Source organism: Pseudomonas sp. Pseusp3 (assembly GCF_047304225.1).
Classification (GTDB): Bacteria; Pseudomonadota; Gammaproteobacteria; order Pseudomonadales; family Pseudomonadaceae; genus Aquipseudomonas; species Aquipseudomonas fluorescens_CD.
Genome location: NZ_JBGLYV010000008.1, coordinates 23,803 through 44,043, shown reverse-complemented (window position 1 = coordinate 44,043; position 20,241 = coordinate 23,803). Strand labels below are relative to the sequence as shown.

The window sequence follows — 20,241 nt, the reverse complement described above, 5'->3', positions numbered from 1 at the left end:
TCATTGGAGTCCTTGGATTCGGGTACGTTGGGGCGGGGAGCGATCGGCGCGTTCGCTCAAGTGCTGCCATGCCGCATACAAGGCGCGGTCAGTGCCGAATGCACCGGCCTTGGTGACAATGCCGGGACGATGCCCTTGCCGGGAAACGGTGGGGCGCGCGAAAGCCACGCCGGCTTCGATTTCCGTGAGCAATTGCAGGCTGTCGATGCCGACGGTGGTCAATATGGCCCGCGCCGTCTCGCCACCCGTGGCAATCAGGCCGCTGACCTTGGCGAAGTGCGGTTCTACCAGCACGGCCAACCGGGTTGAGAGTCGAGCACCCTCCTGGGGATCGAACGCCTCGTCGCGACCAATGCGCAGCAGCAGGTCGCTCCAGCCGTCCAGCCGCTCGCCGATGCGCGCTTGCCACAGCGCCCAATCGACGTGCGTCGTGCCTTGGCGCAGGACTTCGGGCGGGACCACCAGTTCGCTGACCCCGCCGCGCTCCTTGAGGAGTGCGCATTGCCGCTCGCAGACACCTGACAGGCTGCCGACCATGATCAGAATCGGTGCCTGGCTTTTTTCCTGTGCTGTGGGTTCGATTGCCGTGAAGCGTGCTTCGGAAAAATCCGCGAGACTGGCGATTTCCCGCGCCAGCCCACCCGAGCCGATCCAGAACAGCGGCTGTTCCATGGACGCGGTCAGGCGAGCGATCGTCAGCAGGTCGTCTTCGGTTTGTGTATCGACGATCAGCGCCTGGGTACCCTTGCTCGCCACTTCAGCGATGTGACGCACGAGTGTTTCTTCATTCCCGCGCAAGGTGTCGAGATCAAGCCTGGCAGTGCTCAGGCCTGCGGCCACCAGCATCGCCTCGACATCCGCCGGGCGATCGGCGTTTTCGAGCTTCCAGGTATCGGTGGTTTCCAGCGGCTGGCCGTTGACGAACACCCGGCCACCGCGCAACGTGCGCCCGGTTGCAGGAAACGCCGGGGCAACGATGGCCAGGCCCGCCAGCGGTTGCAGGGCGGCCACTTCCGCCGCCCAGTTGCCGCGCAAGGTCGAATCAATTTTCTTGTACAGCCGCTGACCGGGACGCTGCAGCGCCTTGTACGCAGCGACCGTGCGTTCGGCGGCTTGCGCCGGGGACAGGCGCCGTGTGTCCGTATCGGCGGCAATCACCTGGGCGTCAGCCTTGTCATGCAAAGGGTCGAGCGTGACGACCGTTTGCATCCCCGCGCTGGCAAAGCCGATGGCACAATCCGCCGCGCCCGACAGATCGTCTGCGATGATCAGAATGCTCATCGCAGGGCTTCCTGCTTTTGCGCCTGTAGGTCCGACTCGGGGATGACGGCGGGTTTGCGCTGTTGCACGCGTTTGGCCACCGCTGCGGTGAGCAACGGTGCGAGGATCGCGGTGACCACGACGCAGGCAGCCACCAGAATCGTCGCGCTCTTGGCCGCTTCGGCGTACACCGGATTCGCCGCTGCGATCAACGCCGGAACGGCGGCGGCATTGCCCGCTGTAGTGGCTGCCGCCACGCCGGCAACACCGGTGCCGCCGGTCAAACGATCGGCGAAGAACAGCGGAATGCCGGTCAGCACGACCACCGCGACACCCATGCCGAGCCCCAGCAAACCAGCCTGCCAGACGTTATGCAGGTCGAGGCTGGCACCCAGTGCGAGGGCGAAGAACGGGATCATCACCGGCACGGCCTTGGCCAGGAAGTCGCGCATGTCGCGGTCGAGGTTGCCCAGCAGCATGCCCAGGGCCAGCGGCAGGATGCTGCCTACCAGCGTCGGCCAGGGGAAGGCTGACAAGCCGGCAATGCCGAGGGTCACCATGGTCAGAAAAGGCCCGGATTCCAGCGACATCACCGAATAGGCGCCGACGTCTTCGGAGCGGCCGTACTGCCCCATCAGCGCCATGTACAAGCCGCCGTTGGTGTCGTTCATTGCGGCGACCACCGCCAACGTGGAGATACCGGCGAAAAGCCCGGAGGATATCGGCTGCTCACCCAGGAAGTGGCCAAGCACGATGCCGATGAGCACGGCGATGCCGACTTTGGTGACGAGCAGCGTGCCGCCCTTTTTGAGCAGGTAAGGCGTGGCCTTGATATTGATGCTCGCGCCCATGCACACGTAGAACACCGCCAGAATGGGCAGTGCGCCGGTGAACAGCGCATTGGTGAATGATCCGAAAAACTTGGGCGTGTCAGGCAGGAATGTCGCCACGAGCGAGCCGATCAGCAGAGGCACGATCATCATGCCGCCGGGGATGCGTTCAATGGTGCGCTTGATAGGAATCTGGGCCACGAGGGTCTCCTTTTATAATTGTTTGGCAAGACGTGTTTCACCTCGAATCTGACTGAATCGATCATCGCGTGATTGATTCAGTCAGATTGATCTTAAGCCAACCACTGAAACTGCGCAATTCAATCATTAAAATGATCGTTTCGCTCATTTCTGATAAGGATTCCGCTCAACGCAAGCGGTTCGAACCCTCCTGCGGTACGGGCCAGAGCCTTGCAACGCCGATAAAAAGCCCCTCGTCACAGGTTTCTTGCTCGTCTGAAAATTGTCTTGGGTGAACAGCAATGCTGCGATTCTTCTCGCTTGTTGCTTTAAGCGCAGTGCTAAAGAGCTGACATTTGAATGGCTTGGTTGCTGTCGTAAAACTGAAATAATTCGGTCATAGAATTGACACGAGAGCTTACATTTCCTCAAGTCGGCCTTTGGCCGTTTTCATGGATGAGAAAACCCTATGCGTCGTGTTGTGTTCAATCAGAAAGGGGGCGTTGGGAAATCCAGCATTGCCTGCAACCTTGCCGCAGCGAGTGCTGCCGAAGGCTACCGAACGCTGCTGGTTGATCTCGATCCCCAGGCCAATTCGACTCACTACCTGACAGGCCTGATCAACGAAAGCATTCCAACGGGCATCGCTGACTTTTTCAGACAGACACTATCCGGCGGCTTCGAAGGCAGAAGGAATCGAGTGGTCATCACCGAGACCTCTTACGACAACCTTCACTTGGTGACTGCCTGCTCCGATCTGACGGACCTTCAGTCAAAACTCGAGTCCAAATACAAGATCAATAAGCTGCGCAAGCTGCTGGTTGAACTGTCCGAGGACTACGAGCGCATCTATATCGATACACCAGCGACACTCAACTTCTACACATTCAGTGCGCTGGTGGCGGCGGACAGATTGCTGATCCCATTCGATTGCGACAGCTTTTCGCGCCAGGCGCTGTACCGCGTCATCGCTCAGGCAGAGGAGCTACGTCTTGATCACAATGAATCACTGATAGTAGAGGGCGTGGTGGTCAACCAGTTCACCGGGCATACCGGCTTGCACCAGAATCTCGTTGATGAGTTGTTGGCCGAAGGTTTACCTGTGCTGCCGGTTTACCTGAGCAGCTCCATCAAGATGCGCGAGTCGCACGAAGTCTCAGTACCCCTTGTTCATTTGGCTCCCCGGCATAAGCTTTCGCGGGAATTTTTTGGATTGCTGGATACCTTGGAGCGGGCGGCCTAGCGTCATCACTGACGGGCCGACCCTTAAGGTCGTCCCTCCATCTCGTTCAGCTGAAACACTGACGAAACATTCCAGCCATATGATTCGCGTCACCGAAACCCAGGGGATTGGAGATGAATCGGCCATCAAGAAGCATGCGCAAACTGCTCGACTCAGTCGCCACTCACAATGAGGTAGCGGCGCTCGATGTGATGCGCGCAGCAGAGCAGCTCCAGGACGAGGTGCTTCGTCAACGCTTGCTCAACATGATTCACCAGCTCAACCAGGACGCCAATGATTTGCGAATGGCGCGCGACGATATCCAGGGCGGCACCATAAAGCTCGCGTGATCGGTCAGGGAAGCGTTTCCAGGTCGCTCTTTCGTGTCAACGAGGCCGAAACTTTCATCGGCCCTGGCGCAGGCGCACTGTCGACCCTTTTCAACGCCATTGCCGATGCCGGGCTGACGAACCATTTTCCTGTCAGTAATGCTGGCTTAATTCTGATCCGCTGAGATCGTGCGCAATCGGCGCTTTGTGCAAGGCAACCGAGAGCGTGTGTTCAATTGATTGTTAGTACTATTTCCGACGGCTACACTCCAACCCCATGAAACGCTACCTGCGGTTTTGCCTCATTTTCGTGATCAGCCTGGCGCTTCCCCTCAGCGGGATGGCGGGCGTTCAGGCGCCGACAGAGCCGTGCCCGATGAAAGCAATGGGCATGGCGATGATGGACGACATGGGGATGGACTGCTGCAACGATATGAAAAGCCCGACCGAGCACGGCAAACCCTGCAAGCCGGGGCAGGAGTGCAAGACGGGTGGCATGTTGCAAGTCTCGATCATCAAGCCTCCTGTTACGTTGTTCAGCCCCGTAGTGCTTTCCCTCATCGGCGATTCCGTACCTGTATCGACCCCTTCCGGGGTATGGCGACCGCCCCGCGTTTGATTCCTGACCCACATTGAGCGTCATTCCGTTTTAGCGGGATGGCATGGCTGTGCGCGTGTCCTTTGATGCGTGCAGTGGATGATCACAGGAATCGTAAACATGAACTCCAAGTGCTATTGCACAGGCTGGTCCCTCGTGGCCGGCCTGGCGGCAAGCGTACTGGCATTGCCGAGCTTCGCTGGCGCCTTGACACTCGACGAAGCGTTGCGGCTGGCGGAAAACAATGCGCCGTCGCTGACGGCACAAGACGCGAAAATTCAGGCTGCCAGCAGTGCAGCTATTCCAGCCGGTGAGCTACCCGACCCCAAGCTGCTGCTGGGTGTGCAGAACTACCCCGTGGGTGGTCCGGATCGCTGGAGCATCGACCAGGACTTCATGACCATGCAAATGGTCGGAGTCAGGCAGGAGATGCCCAACGGCGACAAGCGCAAAGCGCGCATTGAAGTTGCCGATGCGGCCGTTGATCGAGCTGCTGCAGAGCGGCGGGTCGAACGTCTGAACGTTCGTCAATCCACGGCATTGGCCTGGATAAATAGCTACTCGGTTGAGCGTAAAGACGCGCTATTCCAGGACTTTTACAAAGAAAATCGCCTGCTGACCGAGACCGTCCGGGCGCAGGTTGCCGGTGGCCGCGCTCAACCCGCCGACGCAGTGACGCCCAGGCAAGAAGCAGCTCGGTTGGAGGAACAACAGGACGAGCTGATTCGCCAGAGAACGCAAGCACGAGCGGCGCTCAAGCGCTGGATCGGTCCTGCCGCCAACGATAAGCCTGCCGGCAGCTTGCCTGAATGGCCTGTCGATACTTCAAGCTACACCCATAAGCTGCAACACCATCCTGAGTTGGCAGTGTTTGCGCCGATGACCCGCGAAGCGCAAGCCAAGGTTCGTGAGGCCGTGTCAGAGAAGCGCTCGGACTGGAGCTGGGAAGTGGATTACCAGCACCGTGGCCGTGAGTTCGGCGACATGGTCAGCGTGCAGTTTTCCTGGGATCTGCCACTGTTCCCTGACGCTCGCCAAAGTCCCAGAATCGCGGCCAAACAGGCTGAACTCAGCCAGCTTGAGGCCGAGCGCGAAGCCCTGTCACGTGAGCATACCCAGCAACTGGAGAGCGAACTGGCTGACTACGAACGCCTGAATCGTGCAGTACAGCGAAACCGGCAAAGCCTGTTGCCGCTGGCCAGGGAAAAGGTCGAACTCAGCATGGCCAGTTATCGTGCCGGCAAGGGCGATTTGAATGCCGTTGTTGCCGCCCGACGTGAACTCATCGAAGCCCGCCTCAAACAGATCGACGTGGAAGAGCAACGAGCGCTGACCAGCGCGCGACTGTATTTTGCCTATGGGGAGTCCAGCCAATGATCCTGAATAAATGGAACGGGGCACTGCTGGTGGGCATCTCGCTGGCATTGGGGGTTGCCGGTGGTTATTGGTTCGCTCACCAGCGCATGGGCGAAGTACCCGTTGCCGCCCCGCAGCTGAGCCCCAATGCACCGGACGAACGCAAGGCGCTGTATTGGTACGACCCCATGTACCCGCAGCAAAAGTTCGATAAGCCGGGCAAGTCTCCCTTCATGGACATGCAACTGGTCCCGCAATATGCCAGTGGCGGCAGCGACCGTGCGACGGTCAGTATCGATCCCGGCCTGACTCAGAATCTCGGTCTGCGTTTTGCGACAGTCAGTCGCGGGATCTTTGATTCCAGTCTCGATGTGAGCGGTGTCCTGACATTCAACGAACGGGATGTCGCCGTGATACAGGCCCGCACTCCTGGCTTTGTGGAGCGGGTCTACGCCCATGCTCCAGGTGATGTGCTCAAAGCCAACGCGGCGTTGGCGGATATCCTGGTGCCCGAGTGGGTCGCCGCCCAGACCGAGTTCCTGGCGCTCAAGCGCAACGGCGATGCGGACTTGCTGGCTGCGGCCCGCCAGCGACTACTGCTCACAGGAATGCCGGCAACACTGATCACTCAGGTGGAGCGGGGCGGTAAGGTCCAACCCTACCTGACGCTGACCAGCCCGATTGGTGGTGTGCTGCAAGAGTTGAATGTCCGCACGGGAATGACCGTTGCAGCGGGCGAGACGCTGGCTCGCGTCAATGGTTTGAGCAATGTCTGGATGGCCGTGGCCGTTCCAGAGTCGGAGGCAGGAACCATCTCCGTAGGGCAAACGGTTGAAGCGCAATTGCCCGCATTCCCGGGGATAAAGCTCAATGGCAAGGTCAGCGCCATTCTGCCGGAGACCAATCCGGACAGCCGTACCCTGCGTGTGCGGGTGGAACTGCCCAACCCGGACGGACGCCTCAGGTCGGGTTTGACCGCGCAGGTACGCTTGAACCGCTCAACGCAGCACAGTGTGTTGTGGGTGCCGAGCGAGGCCGTCATCCGCACAGGCCGGCGTGCCTTGGTGATGCTTGCCGAAGACGCGGGCCGCTACCGGCCGGTGGAGGTGCAACCCGGGCAGGAAAGCGATGGCAAGACGGAGATATTGCAAGGTCTGGAAGATGGCCAGAAGGTCGTTACGTCCGGCCAGTTCCTGCTCGACTCGGAGGCCAGTCTGAAGGGCATTGTTGCAAGCCCGGAGCAAGAGTCGCCACCCGACGCAGCCGCCTCCGGCTTGCATGAAGCGGATGGGCAGATCGTCGAGATCAACGACAGGGAAGTCACGCTCGCCCATGGCCCTTTCAAGACGCTGGGCATGCCGGGTATGACGATGACGTTCCCGCTCGCCAATCCGGCGCTGACGCAGGGCCTCAAGCCGGGCGACAGGGTTCGGGTCGCGGTGAGCCAGACTGACGATGGCCTGCGGGTCGAGCGCCTGGAAAAAACCGGAGGCCAGCCATGATCGCCGCCCTCATACGTTGGTCCGTGGCCAACCGGTTCCTGGTGTTGTTGGCGACGCTGTTCGTCACGGCCTGGGGCATCTGGTCGGTGCAGAACACGCCCATCGATGCGTTGCCGGACCTCTCTGATGTCCAGGTCATCATCCGTACCCCTTTCGCGGGGCAGGCACCGCAGATCGTCGAGAACCAGGTGACCTATCCGTTGGCCACCACCATGCTCTCGGTGCCGGGGGCCAAGACGGTGCGTGGTTACTCGTTCTTTGGCGACAGCTTTGTCTATGTGCTGTTCGAGGACGGAACCGACCTGTACTGGGCTCGCTCGCGGGTCCTGGAATATTTGAGCCAGATACAAAGCCGCTTGCCAGCGAGTGCCAAACCGGCATTGGGGCCGGATGCGACGGGGGTGGGCTGGATCTACCAGTACGCACTGGTGGATCGCAGTGGCGGGCACGACCTGGCACAGCTGCGCGCACTTCAGGACTGGTTCCTCAAGTTCGAGCTCAAGACCCTCGCGAACGTCGCCGAGGTGGCGACAGTCGGCGGGATGGTCAAGCAGTATCAGGTGCAGCTGGATCCGCTCAAACTGGCCAGCCTCGGCATCACTCAGGCTGAGGTGACCGAGGCTATCGGCAAGGCCAACCAGGAAACGGGTGGCGCGGTGCTGGAGATGGCGGAGACCGAGTTCATCGTGCGGGCTTCCGGTTACCTGAAGTCGCTCAATGACTTTCGGGCGATCCCGCTCAAGCTCGGCGCGGGTAGGGTGCCCGTGACCCTCGGCGATGTCGCCACGATCCAGACGGGACCGGAAATGCGTCGTGGTATCAGCGAACTCGACGGCGAAGGGGAGACGGTCGGCGGCGTAGTGATCTTGCGCAGCGGCAAGAACGCTCGCCAGACCATTGCGGCGGTCAAGAGGAAACTTGACGAACTCAAAGGCAGTCTGCCGGCCGGCGTGGAAATCGTCACCACCTATGACCGCAGCAAGCTGATCGACCGCGCAGTGGAGAACCTCAGCCACAAGCTGCTCGAAGAGTTCATCGTTGTCGCGCTGGTGTGTGGCATCTTCCTCTGGCACTTGCGCTCATCCCTCGTGGCAATCATTTCCCTGCCGGTGGGGGTGCTCATTGCCTTCATCGTCATGCACTACCAAGGCATCAACGCCAACATCATGTCCTTGGGCGGGATTGCCATCGCCATCGGCGCCATGGTCGATGCCGCTGTGGTGATGATCGAGAACGCCCACAAGAAGATCGAGGCCTGGCACCTGGCCAATCCCGGGGAAGAACTGAAGGGGGAGCGTCATTGGCACGTCATGACCGAAGCGGCGGCAGAGGTGGGGCCGGCACTGTTCTTCTGTCTGTTGATCATCACCCTGTCGTTCATTCCGGTGTTCACCCTGGAGGCGCAGGAAGGGCGTCTGTTCGGTCCGCTGGCCTTCACCAAGACCTACGCCATGGCCGCCGCGGCGGGATTGTCGGTGACTTTGGTGCCAGTGCTGATGGGTTACTGGATTCGAGGACGAATCCCCAGTGAGCAACAGAACCCGTTGAACCGCTGGTTGATCCGGATCTATCAGCCAGCCCTGGATGCAGTCCTGCGTCGGCCAAAGATCACGCTGCTGCTGGCGCTATTGGTGTTTGTCAGTGCGCTATGGCCAATGTCTCGCTTGGGGGGCGAGTTTCTCCCGCCGTTGGACGAGGGCGACCTGCTCTATATGCCTTCGGCTCTGCCGGGGTTGTCGGCGCAGAAAGCGGCGCAACTGCTGCAACAGACCGACCGCTTGATCAAGACCATCCCGGAGGTCGAACATGTCTTCGGTAAAGCCGGTCGTGCCGAAAGCGCTACCGACCCGGCACCGCTGGAGATGTTCGAAACCACCATTCAATTCAAGCCCCATGCGCAATGGCGCCCGGGCATGACCCAGGAAAAACTGGTGGAGGAACTGGACCGTGTGGTGAACGTTCCCGGTTTGACCAACATCTGGATACCGCCGATTCGAAACCGTATCGACATGCTGGCGACGGGTATAAAGAGCCCGATCGGTGTGAAGGTTGCCGGCACCAATCTGGTGGAAATCGATGCGGTCACCCAGGCGGTCGAGCGAGTGGCCAAGGACGTGCCCGGTGTCAGTTCGGCGCTGGCCGAGCGGCTGACTGGCGGGCGCTATATCGATGTGGATATCGACCGCAAAGCCGCCGCCCGCTATGGGCTGAACATTGCCGATGTGCAGTCCATCGTCGCCGGTGCCATCGGTGGTGAAAATGTCGGCGAGACCATTGAAGGGCTTGCTCGCTTCCCGATCAACGTACGTTACCCACGAGAGTGGCGCGATTCGCTCGGTGCCCTGGAGCAACTGCCGATCTATACCCCGCTGGGCAGTCAGATCACCCTGGGCACGGTGGCGAAGGTCAAGGTCAGCGACGGTCCGCCGATGCTCAAGAGCGAAAACGCACGACCTTCGGGCTGGGTGTACATCGATGTGCGGGGTCGGGACATTGCCTCGGTGGTTGCCGATCTGCGTTGGGTCGTCAATGAACAGGTCAAGTTGCAACCGGGCATGAGCCTGAGTTACTCCGGGCAGTTCGAGTTTCTCGAAAGGGCCAACGCACGCCTCAAACTGGTGGTGCCGGCCACGCTGTTGATCATTTTCGTGCTGCTGTACCTGACGTTCGCCCGCTTCGACGAGGCCTTGTTGATCATGGCCACTCTGCCGTTCGCGCTGACTGGCGGGGCATGGTTCCTCTATCTGCTGGGGTTCAACCTGTCGGTCGCCACCGGGGTCGGCTTTATCGCCTTGGCCGGCGTTTCTGCCGAGTTTGGCGTGATCATGCTGCTCTATCTGAAGAACGCCTGGGCCGAACGTGAAGACCTCGGCGACAGCACTGAGCGCGGACTGGTGGCGGCGATTCGTGAAGGTGCCGTACAGCGTGTCAGACCCAAGGCCATGACCGTGGCCGTCATCATCGCCGGCCTGCTACCCATCCTGTTGGGCAGCGGAACGGGTAGCGAAGTGATGAGCCGCATCGCCGCACCCATGGTCGGCGGTATGGTCACGGCACCCTTGCTTTCCCTGTTTGTCATTCCGGCGGCGTATCGCTTGATGCGTCGCCGGCAACTCCAGATTGTACCCACCAATGTTCAAGGAAAAGTCGTATGAAACTGACCCTTATTGCAGTTGCAAGCACCGTATTTGCGCTATCGCTTTCTGCCCGCGCGGAGGATATGCCAGGTATGCAAATGGATGGTATGGAGGGCATGGAGATGAAGCAGGAGTCGAAGCAGGCTCCAGTCGCCAGCGCCGAGGGAACGATCAAGGCCATGGACACTGCAAAGCAAACGGTGACTCTCGCTCACGGTGCCGTTCCAGCTGTGCAATGGCCTCCGATGACCATGGCCTTTTCAGTGACGCAAGATCAGCTCAAAGGGCTGAAGGTTGGAGACCATGTATCGTTTTCCTTTCAGCTGGAGGGCGGTAGAGCCACGATTGTTTCCATAAAAAAATGAAGTATTGATATTGCTTGTGGCCGGTTGTCGCCTTTCGCGGGGCTGATACAGGATGCCCCAAGGAGACGGACAGCTATGCTGAAATCACTACTTGCTATCGCTATCGGCGCATCCCTCGGGGACCGGTAACGCGGGCTACACGTGGCAGGTTCGCTGGCGATGACCGTTGCAGGGCTTGTATCGCTTCAATTGATTGGCACACGCTAGAGAGGTGATGAGTCATGAAAGGCTTTTTGGTGATTTTCATTACCCAACAGAGCCGTCGACATCACGGAAAAATGCTGGGTGATTGGCTCGTCGACCTGGCCCAGGAGATGGGGCTGCGCGGTGCCACCCTGGCAACCGGTATCGAAGGCTTCGGGCATTCAGGGAAACTGCATTCCTCGCATTTTTTTGAGCTGGCCGATCAGCCTACCGAAATCCATATGGCAATTACCGAAGAAGAGTCAGTTCGCCTGTTTGAGCGACTTGAGGCCGAAGACATCTCCCTGTTTTACATAAAGACCCCGGTTGAATTCGGATCTGTCGGCAGGCAGGCGAACCAGCCCGCCAATTAGCGTAATGCAGTTCGGTCAAGGACTCCGTAGGAGCGAGCTTGCTCGCGATGGACTCAAGAGCGCCGCGTTTAGCCAGTAAACACGCGTAATCGTTAACGACCATCGTCGGAACGCCGCCCGGAGCAAGCTCGCTCCTACAGAGTCCTTGACTGAACCGCCACTGACCTATTTGCCGATTTTCCCGGTCGTGCTGGTCGCTGTCCTCGCAACCGCAACACTTCGTTTACTCTTACCCGCCTGAATGATCAGTCGAGGATTCCAATGTCATCGTTTGTCTGTGCCGAAACGCTTTGGATCGATACGCCACATGGGCGACTGTTTACCCGACGCTGGTTTCCGGCGGGCGTGGAGTACAGCCAGGTAAAACCGCCGATCATCCTTTTTCATGATTCCCTTGGATGCGTCGAATTGTGGCGAGACTTTCCTGAACGACTCTGTCAGACCACAAAGCGCGAGGTGATTGCCTATGACCGACTCGGCTTCGGGCAGTCGGATCCGTACCCGGGGCACTTGCCCATGCATTTCATTCGCGACGAAGCCGAGCGCTTCTTCGTGTTTATAAGGGCCGAATTCCAGTTCGATCGGTTTGTCGCCTTTGGCCATAGTGTTGGCGGCGCGATGGCAACGAGCTGCGCGTCCTTGTACCCGCAGGGCTGCGTTGCATTGATCACCGTTTCAGCGCAAGCGTTCGTTGAAGAGCAGACGCTGCGCGGCATTCGGGATGCCAAGGCGCAGTTTGAGGCGCCGGGGCAAATGGCGCGTCTTGAGAAATATCATGGCGATAAAGCGCAATGGGTGCTGTCAGCCTGGACGGATACCTGGCTGTCGGAGGCATTCAGCGGCTGGACGATTGAAGATGCCATTGACTCGATTCACTGCCCGCTGCTTGCGCTTCATGGAGAGCAAGACGAGTACGGATCCGTTCTGCATCCCATGCGCATCGCCAGACTTGCGACCGCGCCCGGGGAATACCTGATACTGGAAAATTGCCATCATGTCCCCCATCGAGAGGCCCCGGACGTCGTTCTGGATGCAGTCGCTCGACTCCTTCGAATCAGCCATTGATGAATGACTGATTCTGGGCGATTGCTGTTTGTCACGAATGGCCGCTTTCGGCCCAGCCCTCATCCCGGACCAACGATCCGAGAGATTGCGTGGGCGCCTACGGCGTTTTCGGTGAGCCGCGGCAAGTCAGTACTGTCAGTTTACAAACTGTCTTTTTTGTAGCCAGGTGATTGCGCCAGAAACTCTGCTATCAGTGATGTAACTTGTTGCTGAATCAACCCACGAGCGCGACCGTTATCGCCATCCCGGCAAATGATGCCATCGCCTGGCACGTCTTCTTCGAGCATTGCTTGCGCACCAGGTTTGCACATCGACATGAAGCTGAAATGGCTTGCGTCGCTGATCTCGACGTAATGGCTTGACGCCGCAGGCAGGCGTTTGGCCAGGTTGGCAGACTCCAACTCCGCAGGAAGGTCGTGCGACGGTACGCCGGCAGCGATCACCAGAGCGGGTACAGGCAGTGCGGCCAGGCTTTCGTTGGTCAGGCCCCGTGAAAGGCCCAGGTCCAGTGTAACCACGGCAGTGACGCGTTTATCGCGCCAATCGGCGGCCAACGCGGCCTTTGATTCTGAGGTGTCTGCGGGGTTTATCTGTCCGTAAACGGTGCAACCGGCTAACTGCGGGTGGGCTTTGCAGTCATGGGCGAAGAGGTCTGGATCGAAACGAGCACCGGCGATCTCCAGGGCGGTCCAGCCGCCGAGTGAATGGCCCACTACTGCAATTCGGCCATTGGCGACCAGGCCAAATTTTTCAGGTTGAGTCGTGACCCTGTCAATGGCTCGGCGCAGATCAACCGGCCGCTGCCATAACTGTGCAGCTGCTTGAGGGCTGCGGTCATGGGTCGTGGTGCCAGGGTGATTGATTGCGGCGACGATGTAACCCTTTTTGGCCAGGGAACTGGCAAGCCAGGTCTGGTTGCTCCAGTTACCCCTGTATCCGTGGGATAGCACCACCAATGGATGTTCGCCGGCAGATGGCGGCGCGTTACGAACGGCAGAAGCACCGACAAACACCGCAGTGTCGGCGATCAGTTGCGTGGCTGCGGTAGTTGCACTCGGGTACCAGACCACCATCTCCAGTGCGCGGTCATTGTGCGAATCCGGCAGTGTGGAAGACTGGAAACCGACGGGGTACTCGTCAGCAAATGCGGTAGTCGTCAGCCAAGCCAACAACAGGGCGCCGAAAGATATTTTCAATGTCGTTTCTTCCTTGATCAGACAAGTGCATAGCACCTGACCCCGCCGTTAGGCGCATCCACCGTCCTGCGGAGTCGAAATTAATGGGGTTGCCTCTAAGCACGGACATTAAAGCCCAGATTCGAACCGCCGCGCATAATTTTCATCGTTAACTCTATTCGCGGTGTTGGCGAGAATCCTGACGTTCGCTTTTAACCCGAAGCAGCCGTTGAGATCTATTTGTTGTCGCTTTATGTTATTCGCTTTCATGGAGGATTCTGACTGATGGCACGCTTGGGCTTGATACTGACACCCGGTTTTGCGGACTGGGAATACGCTTTCATTGCAGGAACCGCATCGCCGTTTTACGGGATCGACGTCAGGTTTTTCGCCTCGACTACGGGGCAGTTCCGCTCGCAGGGTGGATTGGCTGTAACTGTGGATAGCAGCTTGCAACAATGCCTGGACTGGAAGCCGGACGTTGTTGCAGTCATCGGTGGAATGATCTGGGAGCGTGCAGATGCACCGGATATTCGGGACTTTCTTCATACCAGTCGTTCAAGTGGAGCGACAATTGCCGGTATCTGTGGAGGAACGCTGGCACTTGCGAGGGCCGGGCTTCTCGACACGGTTCCTCATACTTCGAACAGCGCTGACTTTTTACAACAGAATGCCGTAGGTTATGACGGGGCCGCGCTTTATCGAAGCAGTCAGGTTGCTGTGGTTGCTGACCGCATCATCACTGCTCCAGGTCCTGCCCCTGTTAGCTTTACCTGCGCAGTATTCGAAGCTGCCGGGTTATCTTCAGAGATCATTTCGCAGTTCAGGTCATTGTTGGCAGCGGAGCACGGGTGACCGCTTCGTCCTACAAAAACAGCCGATCAAGTTATGTGTTCGAGTGTCCGCTCTTTGGCTTTGCGGACATTAGAAAACGTCTGCACAGGGTCGTTTCAAGTAACTCACCCGTGATAGCTGACCAGGTTAAAACCTTTGAACTCAAGGATGCCGAGGAGGTTCTGACTGGACCACGCTGGCTCTTAGCGCTTTGGCTACCTGGGTTTGAATCTCGTAAGCAGGCGCCTCGACGGCGGTGTAATCACGGGTATAGCGCGTAGAAAACTCCCGAACACCCCATTGCAGGTACTGCTGCACGTGCTTCAATTCATGCGCCCACAGCGCGACATTGTTAAGTGCATCATCGGCACTGCGAAAGACGATGATGTCTATAAGGGTGACTGCACTTACATCGGGATTCTGTAGCATGGTGTTTGCGGCGTTCAGCTCCACATCGTCGCCTACCTTGTAGCGAGCCGAATCAAGCACTTGAATGTCATAGTAGGGTTCGAGTTGGGCTCGGATATTCAGCGGGATTGTCTGAATATCGCCAGTTGCCGCGGTGTTGCGCGATTGCACAATCCAACTCTGTAATCCAGAGGAAGCCATTTGGTTCATGCTTTCAAAGATCGCCCCCGTTTCCTCTTTGGAGCCTGGAGCACAAAAGCAAGCGACCACGCAGGCTTCGTACTGCCCTTTTGGGCAGGCGTAAACAGAAAATGATGTACCTACGGAAAAGAACAGTACCGCTAAGCGGAAGACTTGACGCAAAAAGACAGCTGACAATTGGTTCTCCCAGAGGTAGTGGCGGTCGGCAGGTGATGCTTCTGGTATCTCGCACCCGGTGTCCAGCCACGCGTATGACCGCTGCGGCCACCGTTTGTTGCCTTAGCCCGGATTCATCCGCATTCAAACGCCAGTTCGGCACATCACCCAGTACTTGGCGCAGACAATCAGCATGAGAAGTTTCGGTGCCTGGCTCCCAATTGCTATTCGACCTTCAAGGCTCCCGACCCTGGCAAGTCCGTCACCAGATCGGCCCCCAGCAGCCTCGCGGGCGTGTAAGTGCCGCCAGCCGGACGCACCTGCAACAGGTAATCGACCACGGTCAACGCACCGTAGATCGTCAAGCTGTAGACGTTCGCGGTGTGCACGCGTGCCACTTTGCATTCTCCACGAGCGTTACGGGCTTCGCCCCACACGTAAGTGCCTTGATCTGCACGCTTTTCGTCATCCGGGCCGATCACCGTCTTGGCGATGCGTGCCTTTAGCAGCCTCTGCACGAACGACAAACCCAGCAGCGGACGAATGAAGTTGGCGAACCTGGCGCCGCGAATCATGCCAGCAGAGCCCGGTATGAACACCTTGATGTTGGGAATGCCGGTGGTGTGCCAGGCCGTGGAAACGTCACCCCAGGGAATGGTCATCGCCAGCTTCTCGCCGTCGCCGAAATCGATACGACGCACCTGATAGGCCAGCGGTACAGACACGATTTTCCCGTCGCGACGTATCTTGCCGCCTTGCGCCATGCCTTCGATTGACGTCTTGGCAGTGCCAGGCGAAAAGCTGGAGCGGGAATCAAAACCCAGTGCCAGATGCGTTGCATCCGGCAGCGCACTCTTGAGTGCAGCGGCGACACAGTCAGTGGGGATCACGTCGAAGCCGACGCCAGGGCAAATGACTACGCCCGCCGTTTGCGCACGTTCTTGCAGGGACTGGGCATGTTCGAAAACGGCAATTTCGCCGGTGATATCCAGGTAGTGCGCATTGGCACGCAAGCAAGCGTCCATCATCGGGGCGGCGGTCGCCGAAAACGGTCCTGCGCAATGCAGAACCAGACCATGGCCCTTGATCTGGGCGAGCAATCGCGCCTCGTCATCCAGTCCGAAAACACGGGCTTCAAGACCCAGCTCCCGGGCCAGGGCTTCGATCCTGTCGCGGCTTCGTCCCGCCAAAACCGGCCTGAGTCCGCGCTTGACGGCTTCGCGAACGATCAACTCGCCGGTATAACCGTAGGCGCCATAGATCATCCATTTCATCTGCGTCACAGGGTTGTCTTGCTGACTCATGCATTGCTCCTGACAGGATTGATGAAGTGCGTCATTGCCTTGCCCAATCAGCGTCAGACGCTAACGTTAAAGTCAGGTTTAGAGTCAAGCAGAAGTGTGCCAGCGCCGGCAGGAAACTTTCAGAGGTGCAGGGGTTGACCTTAAAGTAAGGTTTAAGGTGAGCATGCGCGGACATGCATGACTGTTGGAACCCGGATGATGTTTAAGACCTTTCTTTCTTGTGCGTTGGTATTGATAGGCGGTGCTTTCATGACCTTTTCAAATGCTGAGCCGAACGCTTCCATTGCTATTGCAAAGGACCGCCAGATACTGGTGATCATGACCAATCACGCCAGCTATCCCTCACGAACCGATACCACGGGGCTGTGGCTGACCGAGCTGACGCATTTCACCGATGTTGTGGAAGCGGCAGGCTACACGACGGTTTTTGCCAGCCCCAAGGGTGGAGCTGTTCCTTTGGACGAACGCAGCCTCGGTTGGCTCTATATGGACAAGGCAGCCCGTGAGCATTTGCAGTCGCCGGCCTTTCTCGCTCGACTGAAAAACACGATTCCGGTTGCCGATATCGACCCGTCTCGATTCAGCGTCATCTATTTCACGGGGGGGCACGGTGTCATGTGGGACTTCCCCGCAAACCCGGACCTGCGTCGGGTCGCCGAAAAAATCTACAACCAGGGCGGCATCGTCTCTGCCGTCTGCCATGGCGTAGCGGGACTACTGGATCTTAAGGACGAGCAAGGCCAGTTGATCATCAACGGCAGAAACATCACCGGATTCTCTGATCGCGAAGAGCTGTTTTCAGGCATGAAGAGTCAGGTGCCTTTCTTCCTGGAGGACCGGCTGGTGAGCCAGGGTGCGCGTTACCGCAAGGCCTGGCTGCCCTTCACGCCATTTGCCATTACCGATGGAAGGCTCGTGACGGGCCAAAACCCTCAGTCGCCCAAGGCCGTGGCTGAAGCCGTATTGGCCTTGCTCTCCGCCGACACTGTAACTCGCTAAGCCTTTGTCGATGACACGCTGAAAACACGGCAGCGAGCGAACCAAAAAATCTGTCTCCCTGACGCTTGACATTAAAGTTAAGTTTAACGTTAAGGTTTCTTTCGGCAGGCCTTAAATCCATCAAGCAGATGCAATCACCGGGAGAGAGAAAGATTGAAACTCGCAAGCGCCGTTTTAACAGGATTGCTTTTCAACACTGTTGCCAACCATGCGTTGGCGGGGATGCCTGAAATGCCCAGCCAGACCGACACCACCATGATCGATATCGCAGGTCACCAGGTGCCTGTCGTCAAGGGCGGCTTGTACGACCGCTTTCGCTCCAACCCGCCTTTGTCGGTGATTGCGGCAGAAGTACCGGGCGTTGATTTAGGCTGGTTCAAAGGATTGGAAAAGAACAAGGTCGACATTGGCTTTGAATCGTACTCGCCAAACTTTTACTACGAGAACAGCCGCGTGACGGCGGTTTATACGGCGGATCTGGAAAAGCTCCGGGAACTCATGCCACCCGAGATACTGGCAACCGTCCAACCTCTGCAGATCTGGCCAGGCCGAGGCTTGATCGCATTTACCGCGTACACCTATGAGCACTGCGATAACGACGCTTATAACGAAGTCGCTGTATCGATCATCACCAACAAACCTGGCAAAGCCAATCTGGGTCCGTTCACGCTGATTGGCCAGTCGATGTCTGGAGATTTCTGGGGTTATGTGCTCAAGCTGCCGGTCAATACCGAGCTGGCGAGGGTTCGCGGTGTCGTCGGTTACAACCTGCCGAAATGGCTGACGGGCATTGATCGAAAAGAGGATGCCCAATCGGTGGTCTATGACATTACTGATAGCCAGACCGGCAAAGTGGACGTGTCTTTCAAAGCGAAGAAGCTCGACGACCTGTCCAGTGACGTCGATATTGTCACCAGCAGTTTCACCAATCTCGATCATCAAGGCCAACTGGCCTATGGGTATGCCGTTTCCCGCCAGCTCAGCCACGGCTCCAGCAGGAACGAGGATTCGGCAACCCTCACGCTGGGCGACGGCAGCCTGTCGAACTACATCCGCTCCTTGAAGCTGGGGAAAATGATGAAGTACGAATACGTGCCAGCGTTCCAAAGTGCGCTCTACGCGCCGAAGCCGTTAGCGGCACTGGCTAACGCGCATTGATTCAACGATCCGGCAAAAAACCTGTCAGGTTTCACTAGCCTGACAGGCCACGCTTCACTTGGACGACGCGATATCGCGGCCACGCGGTGCTGTCGCCGCACCTTCCTCGCGCAGACGATGCAATAACAACTGGGTGTTATCCACGCAGCCCATGCCTTCGGGCTTGCTTTCAACACCCTCGATCACCAGCAGCAGTTGCGCTTTGTTCCGGGCCAGCCGTTGCTGGAGGATTTCGATTTCCTCGACCTTGCGCTTGAGCCCGCTGAGCAGCTCTTCATGCTTCCAGCCGTTCGCATTCATCGGCAGTAATTGTCGGATTTCGTCCAATGAAAAACCCGCGGCCTGTGCGCCCGTGATGATCTCCAGAACCCATTCCGTGTCAGGTGCATAGTCGCGATACCCATTGGCTTTGCGCGCGACAGATTTGATCAGGCCGCTCGCTTCGTAAAAGCGGATGCGTGAAGGCGCCAGCCCACTGATTTTCGCCAGTTCGCCTATTCTCATATTCCCCCCCAAAAAGCCATTGACCTTAAAGTTGACTTTAAACCTAAAGTGATTTGGCGGCCAAGTGGCGCAGAGGTGATGCGTTGCTGAGACGCCATGGAATTCAGGGGTAGGGAAAACCAGACCAGGACCATTCCCTGGGAACCGCCTATTGGATGGACTGCACGTTATTCACCAAGGGCGAGGCTCAGCAAGGGTCAAGATCAGAACACGATTGGTCATGCCCTCCATTTCATTCGGGAGATGTGAACATGGGTTATGTCACTACGCAGGACGGTGTTGAGATATTTTACAAAGACTGGGGTCCACGCGATGCCCAGGTGATCTTCTTTCATCACGGATGGCCACTCAGTGCGGACGACTGGGATGCGCAGATGCTGTTTTTCCTGGCGAACGGCTACCGGGTCATTGCACACGACCGGCGTGGCCACGGGCGATCCAGTCAGGTCTGGGACGGGCATGACATGGATCACTATGCCGATGACGTCGCGGCCGTGGTCAACCATCTTGGGGTGCAAGGTGCAGCTCATGTGGGGCACTCCACCGGCGGTGGTGAAGTCATCCATTACATTGCGCGCCACGGCGAAGATCGAGTGTCGAAGGCCGCCATCATCAGCGCCGTGCCACCCTTGATGGTTCAGACGCCGAGCAATCCAGGCGGTTTGCCAAAGTCGGTTTTCGATGACTTGCAGGCACAGCTGAAGGCCAACCGCGCACAGTTCTACCATGACGTTCCAGCTGGACCTTTCTACGGTTATAACCGCCCTGGTGCAAAACCGTCCGAGGGCATCATCCGGAACTGGTGGCGACAAGGCATGATGGGCTGCGCAAAGGCACACTATGACGGGATCGTGGCCTTTTCCCAGACCGACTTTACCGAAGATCTAAAAAGCATCACGATCCCCGTGCTGGTGATGCATGGGGATGATGACCAGATCGTGCCTTATGAAGATTCTGGACTGTTGTCGGCCAAGCTATTGCAAAACAGCACGCTGAAAACCTATTCGGGCTTCCCGCACGGAATGCCTACGACGAACGCCGATACAATCAATGCCGATTTGCTCGCTTTCCTGCGAGGTTAGGCAACTTGGGGGGCAGGTA

19 protein-coding genes are annotated in these 20,241 nt (G+C 58.1%); 13 read left to right on the top strand and 6 right to left on the bottom strand.

Annotated features, from left to right (window positions below; all coding sequences use genetic code 11):
* Together ACCD00_RS04755 and ACCD00_RS04750 are read right to left on the bottom strand one after the other, a co-directional pair.
* The gene (locus tag ACCD00_RS04755; protein WP_413422341.1) at positions 1–1,281 is read right to left on the bottom strand and encodes a four-carbon acid sugar kinase family protein; all 1,281 of its coding nucleotides are present in this window, start codon (positions 1,279–1,281) and stop codon (positions 1–3) included.
* Positions 1,278–2,291, bottom strand: coding sequence for a 2-keto-3-deoxygluconate permease (locus ACCD00_RS04750; protein WP_413422339.1), 1,014 nt, complete (start codon positions 2,289–2,291; stop codon positions 1,278–1,280). The genes ACCD00_RS04755 and ACCD00_RS04750 overlap by 4 nt, the downstream gene beginning before the upstream one ends.
* 448 nt (positions 2,292–2,739) lie before the next feature.
* Here ACCD00_RS04750 and ACCD00_RS04745 point away from each other — a divergent pair, with 448 nt between their 5' ends.
* The 9 genes from ACCD00_RS04745 (at position 2,740) to ACCD00_RS04705 (ending at position 12,401) form a co-directional block, all read left to right on the top strand.
* Complete coding sequence (locus tag ACCD00_RS04745) at positions 2,740–3,513, top strand: ParA family protein (protein ID WP_413422337.1); 774 nt, start codon at positions 2,740–2,742, stop codon at positions 3,511–3,513.
* A gap of 113 nt (positions 3,514–3,626) precedes the next feature.
* Positions 3,627–3,842 carry a hypothetical protein gene (locus ACCD00_RS04740; RefSeq protein WP_413422335.1) on the top strand — a complete coding sequence of 72 codons (216 nt, stop codon included), beginning with the start codon at positions 3,627–3,629 and terminating at the stop codon, positions 3,840–3,842.
* 256 nt (positions 3,843–4,098) lie between these two features.
* Complete coding sequence (locus ACCD00_RS04735) at positions 4,099–4,440, top strand: hypothetical protein (protein ID WP_413422333.1); 342 nt, start codon at positions 4,099–4,101, stop codon at positions 4,438–4,440.
* Between the two features lie 99 nt (positions 4,441–4,539).
* Complete coding sequence (locus tag ACCD00_RS04730) at positions 4,540–5,796, top strand: TolC family protein (protein ID WP_413422331.1); 1,257 nt, start codon at positions 4,540–4,542, stop codon at positions 5,794–5,796.
* Positions 5,793–7,277, top strand: coding sequence for an efflux RND transporter periplasmic adaptor subunit (locus ACCD00_RS04725; protein WP_413422329.1), 1,485 nt, complete (start codon positions 5,793–5,795; stop codon positions 7,275–7,277). Before ACCD00_RS04730 ends, ACCD00_RS04725 begins: the two co-directional genes overlap by 4 nt.
* Positions 7,274–10,432 carry an efflux RND transporter permease subunit gene (locus ACCD00_RS04720; RefSeq protein ID WP_413422327.1) on the top strand — a complete coding sequence of 1,053 codons (3,159 nt, stop codon included), beginning with the start codon at positions 7,274–7,276 and terminating at the stop codon, positions 10,430–10,432. Before ACCD00_RS04725 ends, ACCD00_RS04720 begins: the two co-directional genes overlap by 4 nt.
* The gene (locus ACCD00_RS04715; protein ID WP_413422325.1) at positions 10,429–10,779 is read left to right on the top strand and encodes a copper-binding protein; all 351 of its coding nucleotides are present in this window, start codon (positions 10,429–10,431) and stop codon (positions 10,777–10,779) included. Before ACCD00_RS04720 ends, ACCD00_RS04715 begins: the two co-directional genes overlap by 4 nt.
* A 221-nt stretch (positions 10,780–11,000) precedes the next feature.
* The gene (locus ACCD00_RS04710) at positions 11,001–11,336 is read left to right on the top strand and encodes a DUF190 domain-containing protein (protein ID WP_413422323.1); all 336 of its coding nucleotides are present in this window, start codon (positions 11,001–11,003) and stop codon (positions 11,334–11,336) included.
* A gap of 261 nt (positions 11,337–11,597) precedes the next feature.
* Positions 11,598–12,401, top strand: a complete 804-nt coding sequence (locus ACCD00_RS04705; protein WP_413422321.1) for an alpha/beta fold hydrolase — start codon at positions 11,598–11,600, stop codon at positions 12,399–12,401.
* 140 nt (positions 12,402–12,541) lie between these two features.
* On the opposite strand, the gene ACCD00_RS04700 is transcribed toward ACCD00_RS04705, so the two are convergent.
* Positions 12,542–13,597 carry an alpha/beta hydrolase family protein gene (locus tag ACCD00_RS04700; RefSeq protein WP_413422319.1) on the bottom strand — a complete coding sequence of 352 codons (1,056 nt, stop codon included), beginning with the start codon at positions 13,595–13,597 and terminating at the stop codon, positions 12,542–12,544.
* A 264-nt stretch (positions 13,598–13,861) separates the two neighbouring features.
* Here ACCD00_RS04700 and ACCD00_RS04695 point away from each other — a divergent pair, with 264 nt between their 5' ends.
* Entirely contained in the window at positions 13,862–14,431 is a 570-nt protein-coding gene (locus tag ACCD00_RS04695; RefSeq protein ID WP_413422317.1) for a DJ-1/PfpI family protein, read from the top strand.
* 141 nt (positions 14,432–14,572) lie between these two features.
* On the opposite strand, the gene ACCD00_RS04690 is transcribed toward ACCD00_RS04695, so the two are convergent.
* Positions 14,573–15,196, bottom strand: coding sequence for a DUF4157 domain-containing protein (locus tag ACCD00_RS04690; protein WP_413422315.1), 624 nt, complete (start codon positions 15,194–15,196; stop codon positions 14,573–14,575).
* Positions 15,197–15,399: 203 nt separating this feature from the next.
* A complete protein-coding gene (locus tag ACCD00_RS04685) occupies positions 15,400–16,479 on the bottom strand; it encodes a saccharopine dehydrogenase family protein (protein ID WP_413422313.1) in 1,080 nt (359 codons plus the stop codon).
* A 195-nt stretch (positions 16,480–16,674) separates the two neighbouring features.
* On the opposite strand from ACCD00_RS04685, the gene ACCD00_RS04680 reads away from it, so the two are divergent.
* Together ACCD00_RS04680 and ACCD00_RS04675 are read left to right on the top strand one after the other, a co-directional pair.
* Positions 16,675–17,478 carry a type 1 glutamine amidotransferase domain-containing protein gene (locus ACCD00_RS04680; protein ID WP_413422311.1) on the top strand — a complete coding sequence of 268 codons (804 nt, stop codon included), beginning with the start codon at positions 16,675–16,677 and terminating at the stop codon, positions 17,476–17,478.
* Between the two features lie 153 nt (positions 17,479–17,631).
* On the top strand, positions 17,632–18,636 hold the full coding sequence (locus ACCD00_RS04675) for an acetoacetate decarboxylase (ADC) (RefSeq protein ID WP_413422309.1): 1,005 nt from the start codon (positions 17,632–17,634) through the stop codon (positions 18,634–18,636).
* A 54-nt stretch (positions 18,637–18,690) separates the two neighbouring features.
* On the opposite strand, the gene ACCD00_RS04670 is transcribed toward ACCD00_RS04675, so the two are convergent.
* Positions 18,691–19,140 (bottom strand): MerR family transcriptional regulator, encoded by a 450-nt coding sequence (locus tag ACCD00_RS04670; RefSeq protein ID WP_413422307.1) that lies wholly within the window; start codon positions 19,138–19,140, stop codon positions 18,691–18,693.
* 251 nt (positions 19,141–19,391) lie between these two features.
* Here ACCD00_RS04670 and ACCD00_RS04665 point away from each other — a divergent pair, with 251 nt between their 5' ends.
* A complete protein-coding gene (locus ACCD00_RS04665) occupies positions 19,392–20,222 on the top strand; it encodes an alpha/beta fold hydrolase (protein ID WP_413422305.1) in 831 nt (276 codons plus the stop codon).
* Positions 20,223–20,241 lie beyond the last annotated feature (19 nt).

What these genes read in the sequence shown, in the direction of transcription:
- ACCD00_RS04755 (WP_413422341.1), bottom strand. Translation starts at nt 1,281, where the DNA reads ATGAGCATTCTGATCATCGCAGACGATCTGTCGGGCGCGGCGGATTGT.
- ACCD00_RS04745 (WP_413422337.1), top strand. Translation starts at nt 2,740, where the DNA reads ATGCGTCGTGTTGTGTTCAATCAGAAAGGGGGCGTTGGGAAATCCAGC.
- ACCD00_RS04740 (WP_413422335.1), top strand. Translation starts at nt 3,627, where the DNA reads ATGAATCGGCCATCAAGAAGCATGCGCAAACTGCTCGACTCAGTCGCC.
- ACCD00_RS04735 (WP_413422333.1), top strand. Translation starts at nt 4,099, where the DNA reads ATGAAACGCTACCTGCGGTTTTGCCTCATTTTCGTGATCAGCCTGGCG.
- ACCD00_RS04730 (WP_413422331.1), top strand. Translation starts at nt 4,540, where the DNA reads ATGAACTCCAAGTGCTATTGCACAGGCTGGTCCCTCGTGGCCGGCCTG.
- ACCD00_RS04725 (WP_413422329.1), top strand. Translation starts at nt 5,793, where the DNA reads ATGATCCTGAATAAATGGAACGGGGCACTGCTGGTGGGCATCTCGCTG.
- ACCD00_RS04720 (WP_413422327.1), top strand. Translation starts at nt 7,274, where the DNA reads ATGATCGCCGCCCTCATACGTTGGTCCGTGGCCAACCGGTTCCTGGTG.
- ACCD00_RS04715 (WP_413422325.1), top strand. Translation starts at nt 10,429, where the DNA reads ATGAAACTGACCCTTATTGCAGTTGCAAGCACCGTATTTGCGCTATCG.
- ACCD00_RS04710 (WP_413422323.1), top strand. Translation starts at nt 11,001, where the DNA reads ATGAAAGGCTTTTTGGTGATTTTCATTACCCAACAGAGCCGTCGACAT.
- ACCD00_RS04705 (WP_413422321.1), top strand. Translation starts at nt 11,598, where the DNA reads ATGTCATCGTTTGTCTGTGCCGAAACGCTTTGGATCGATACGCCACAT.
- ACCD00_RS04695 (WP_413422317.1), top strand. Translation starts at nt 13,862, where the DNA reads ATGGCACGCTTGGGCTTGATACTGACACCCGGTTTTGCGGACTGGGAA.
- ACCD00_RS04685 (WP_413422313.1), bottom strand. Translation starts at nt 16,479, where the DNA reads ATGAGTCAGCAAGACAACCCTGTGACGCAGATGAAATGGATGATCTAT.
- ACCD00_RS04680 (WP_413422311.1), top strand. Translation starts at nt 16,675, where the DNA reads ATGATGTTTAAGACCTTTCTTTCTTGTGCGTTGGTATTGATAGGCGGT.
- ACCD00_RS04670 (WP_413422307.1), bottom strand. Translation starts at nt 19,140, where the DNA reads ATGAGAATAGGCGAACTGGCGAAAATCAGTGGGCTGGCGCCTTCACGC.
- ACCD00_RS04665 (WP_413422305.1), top strand. Translation starts at nt 19,392, where the DNA reads ATGGGTTATGTCACTACGCAGGACGGTGTTGAGATATTTTACAAAGAC.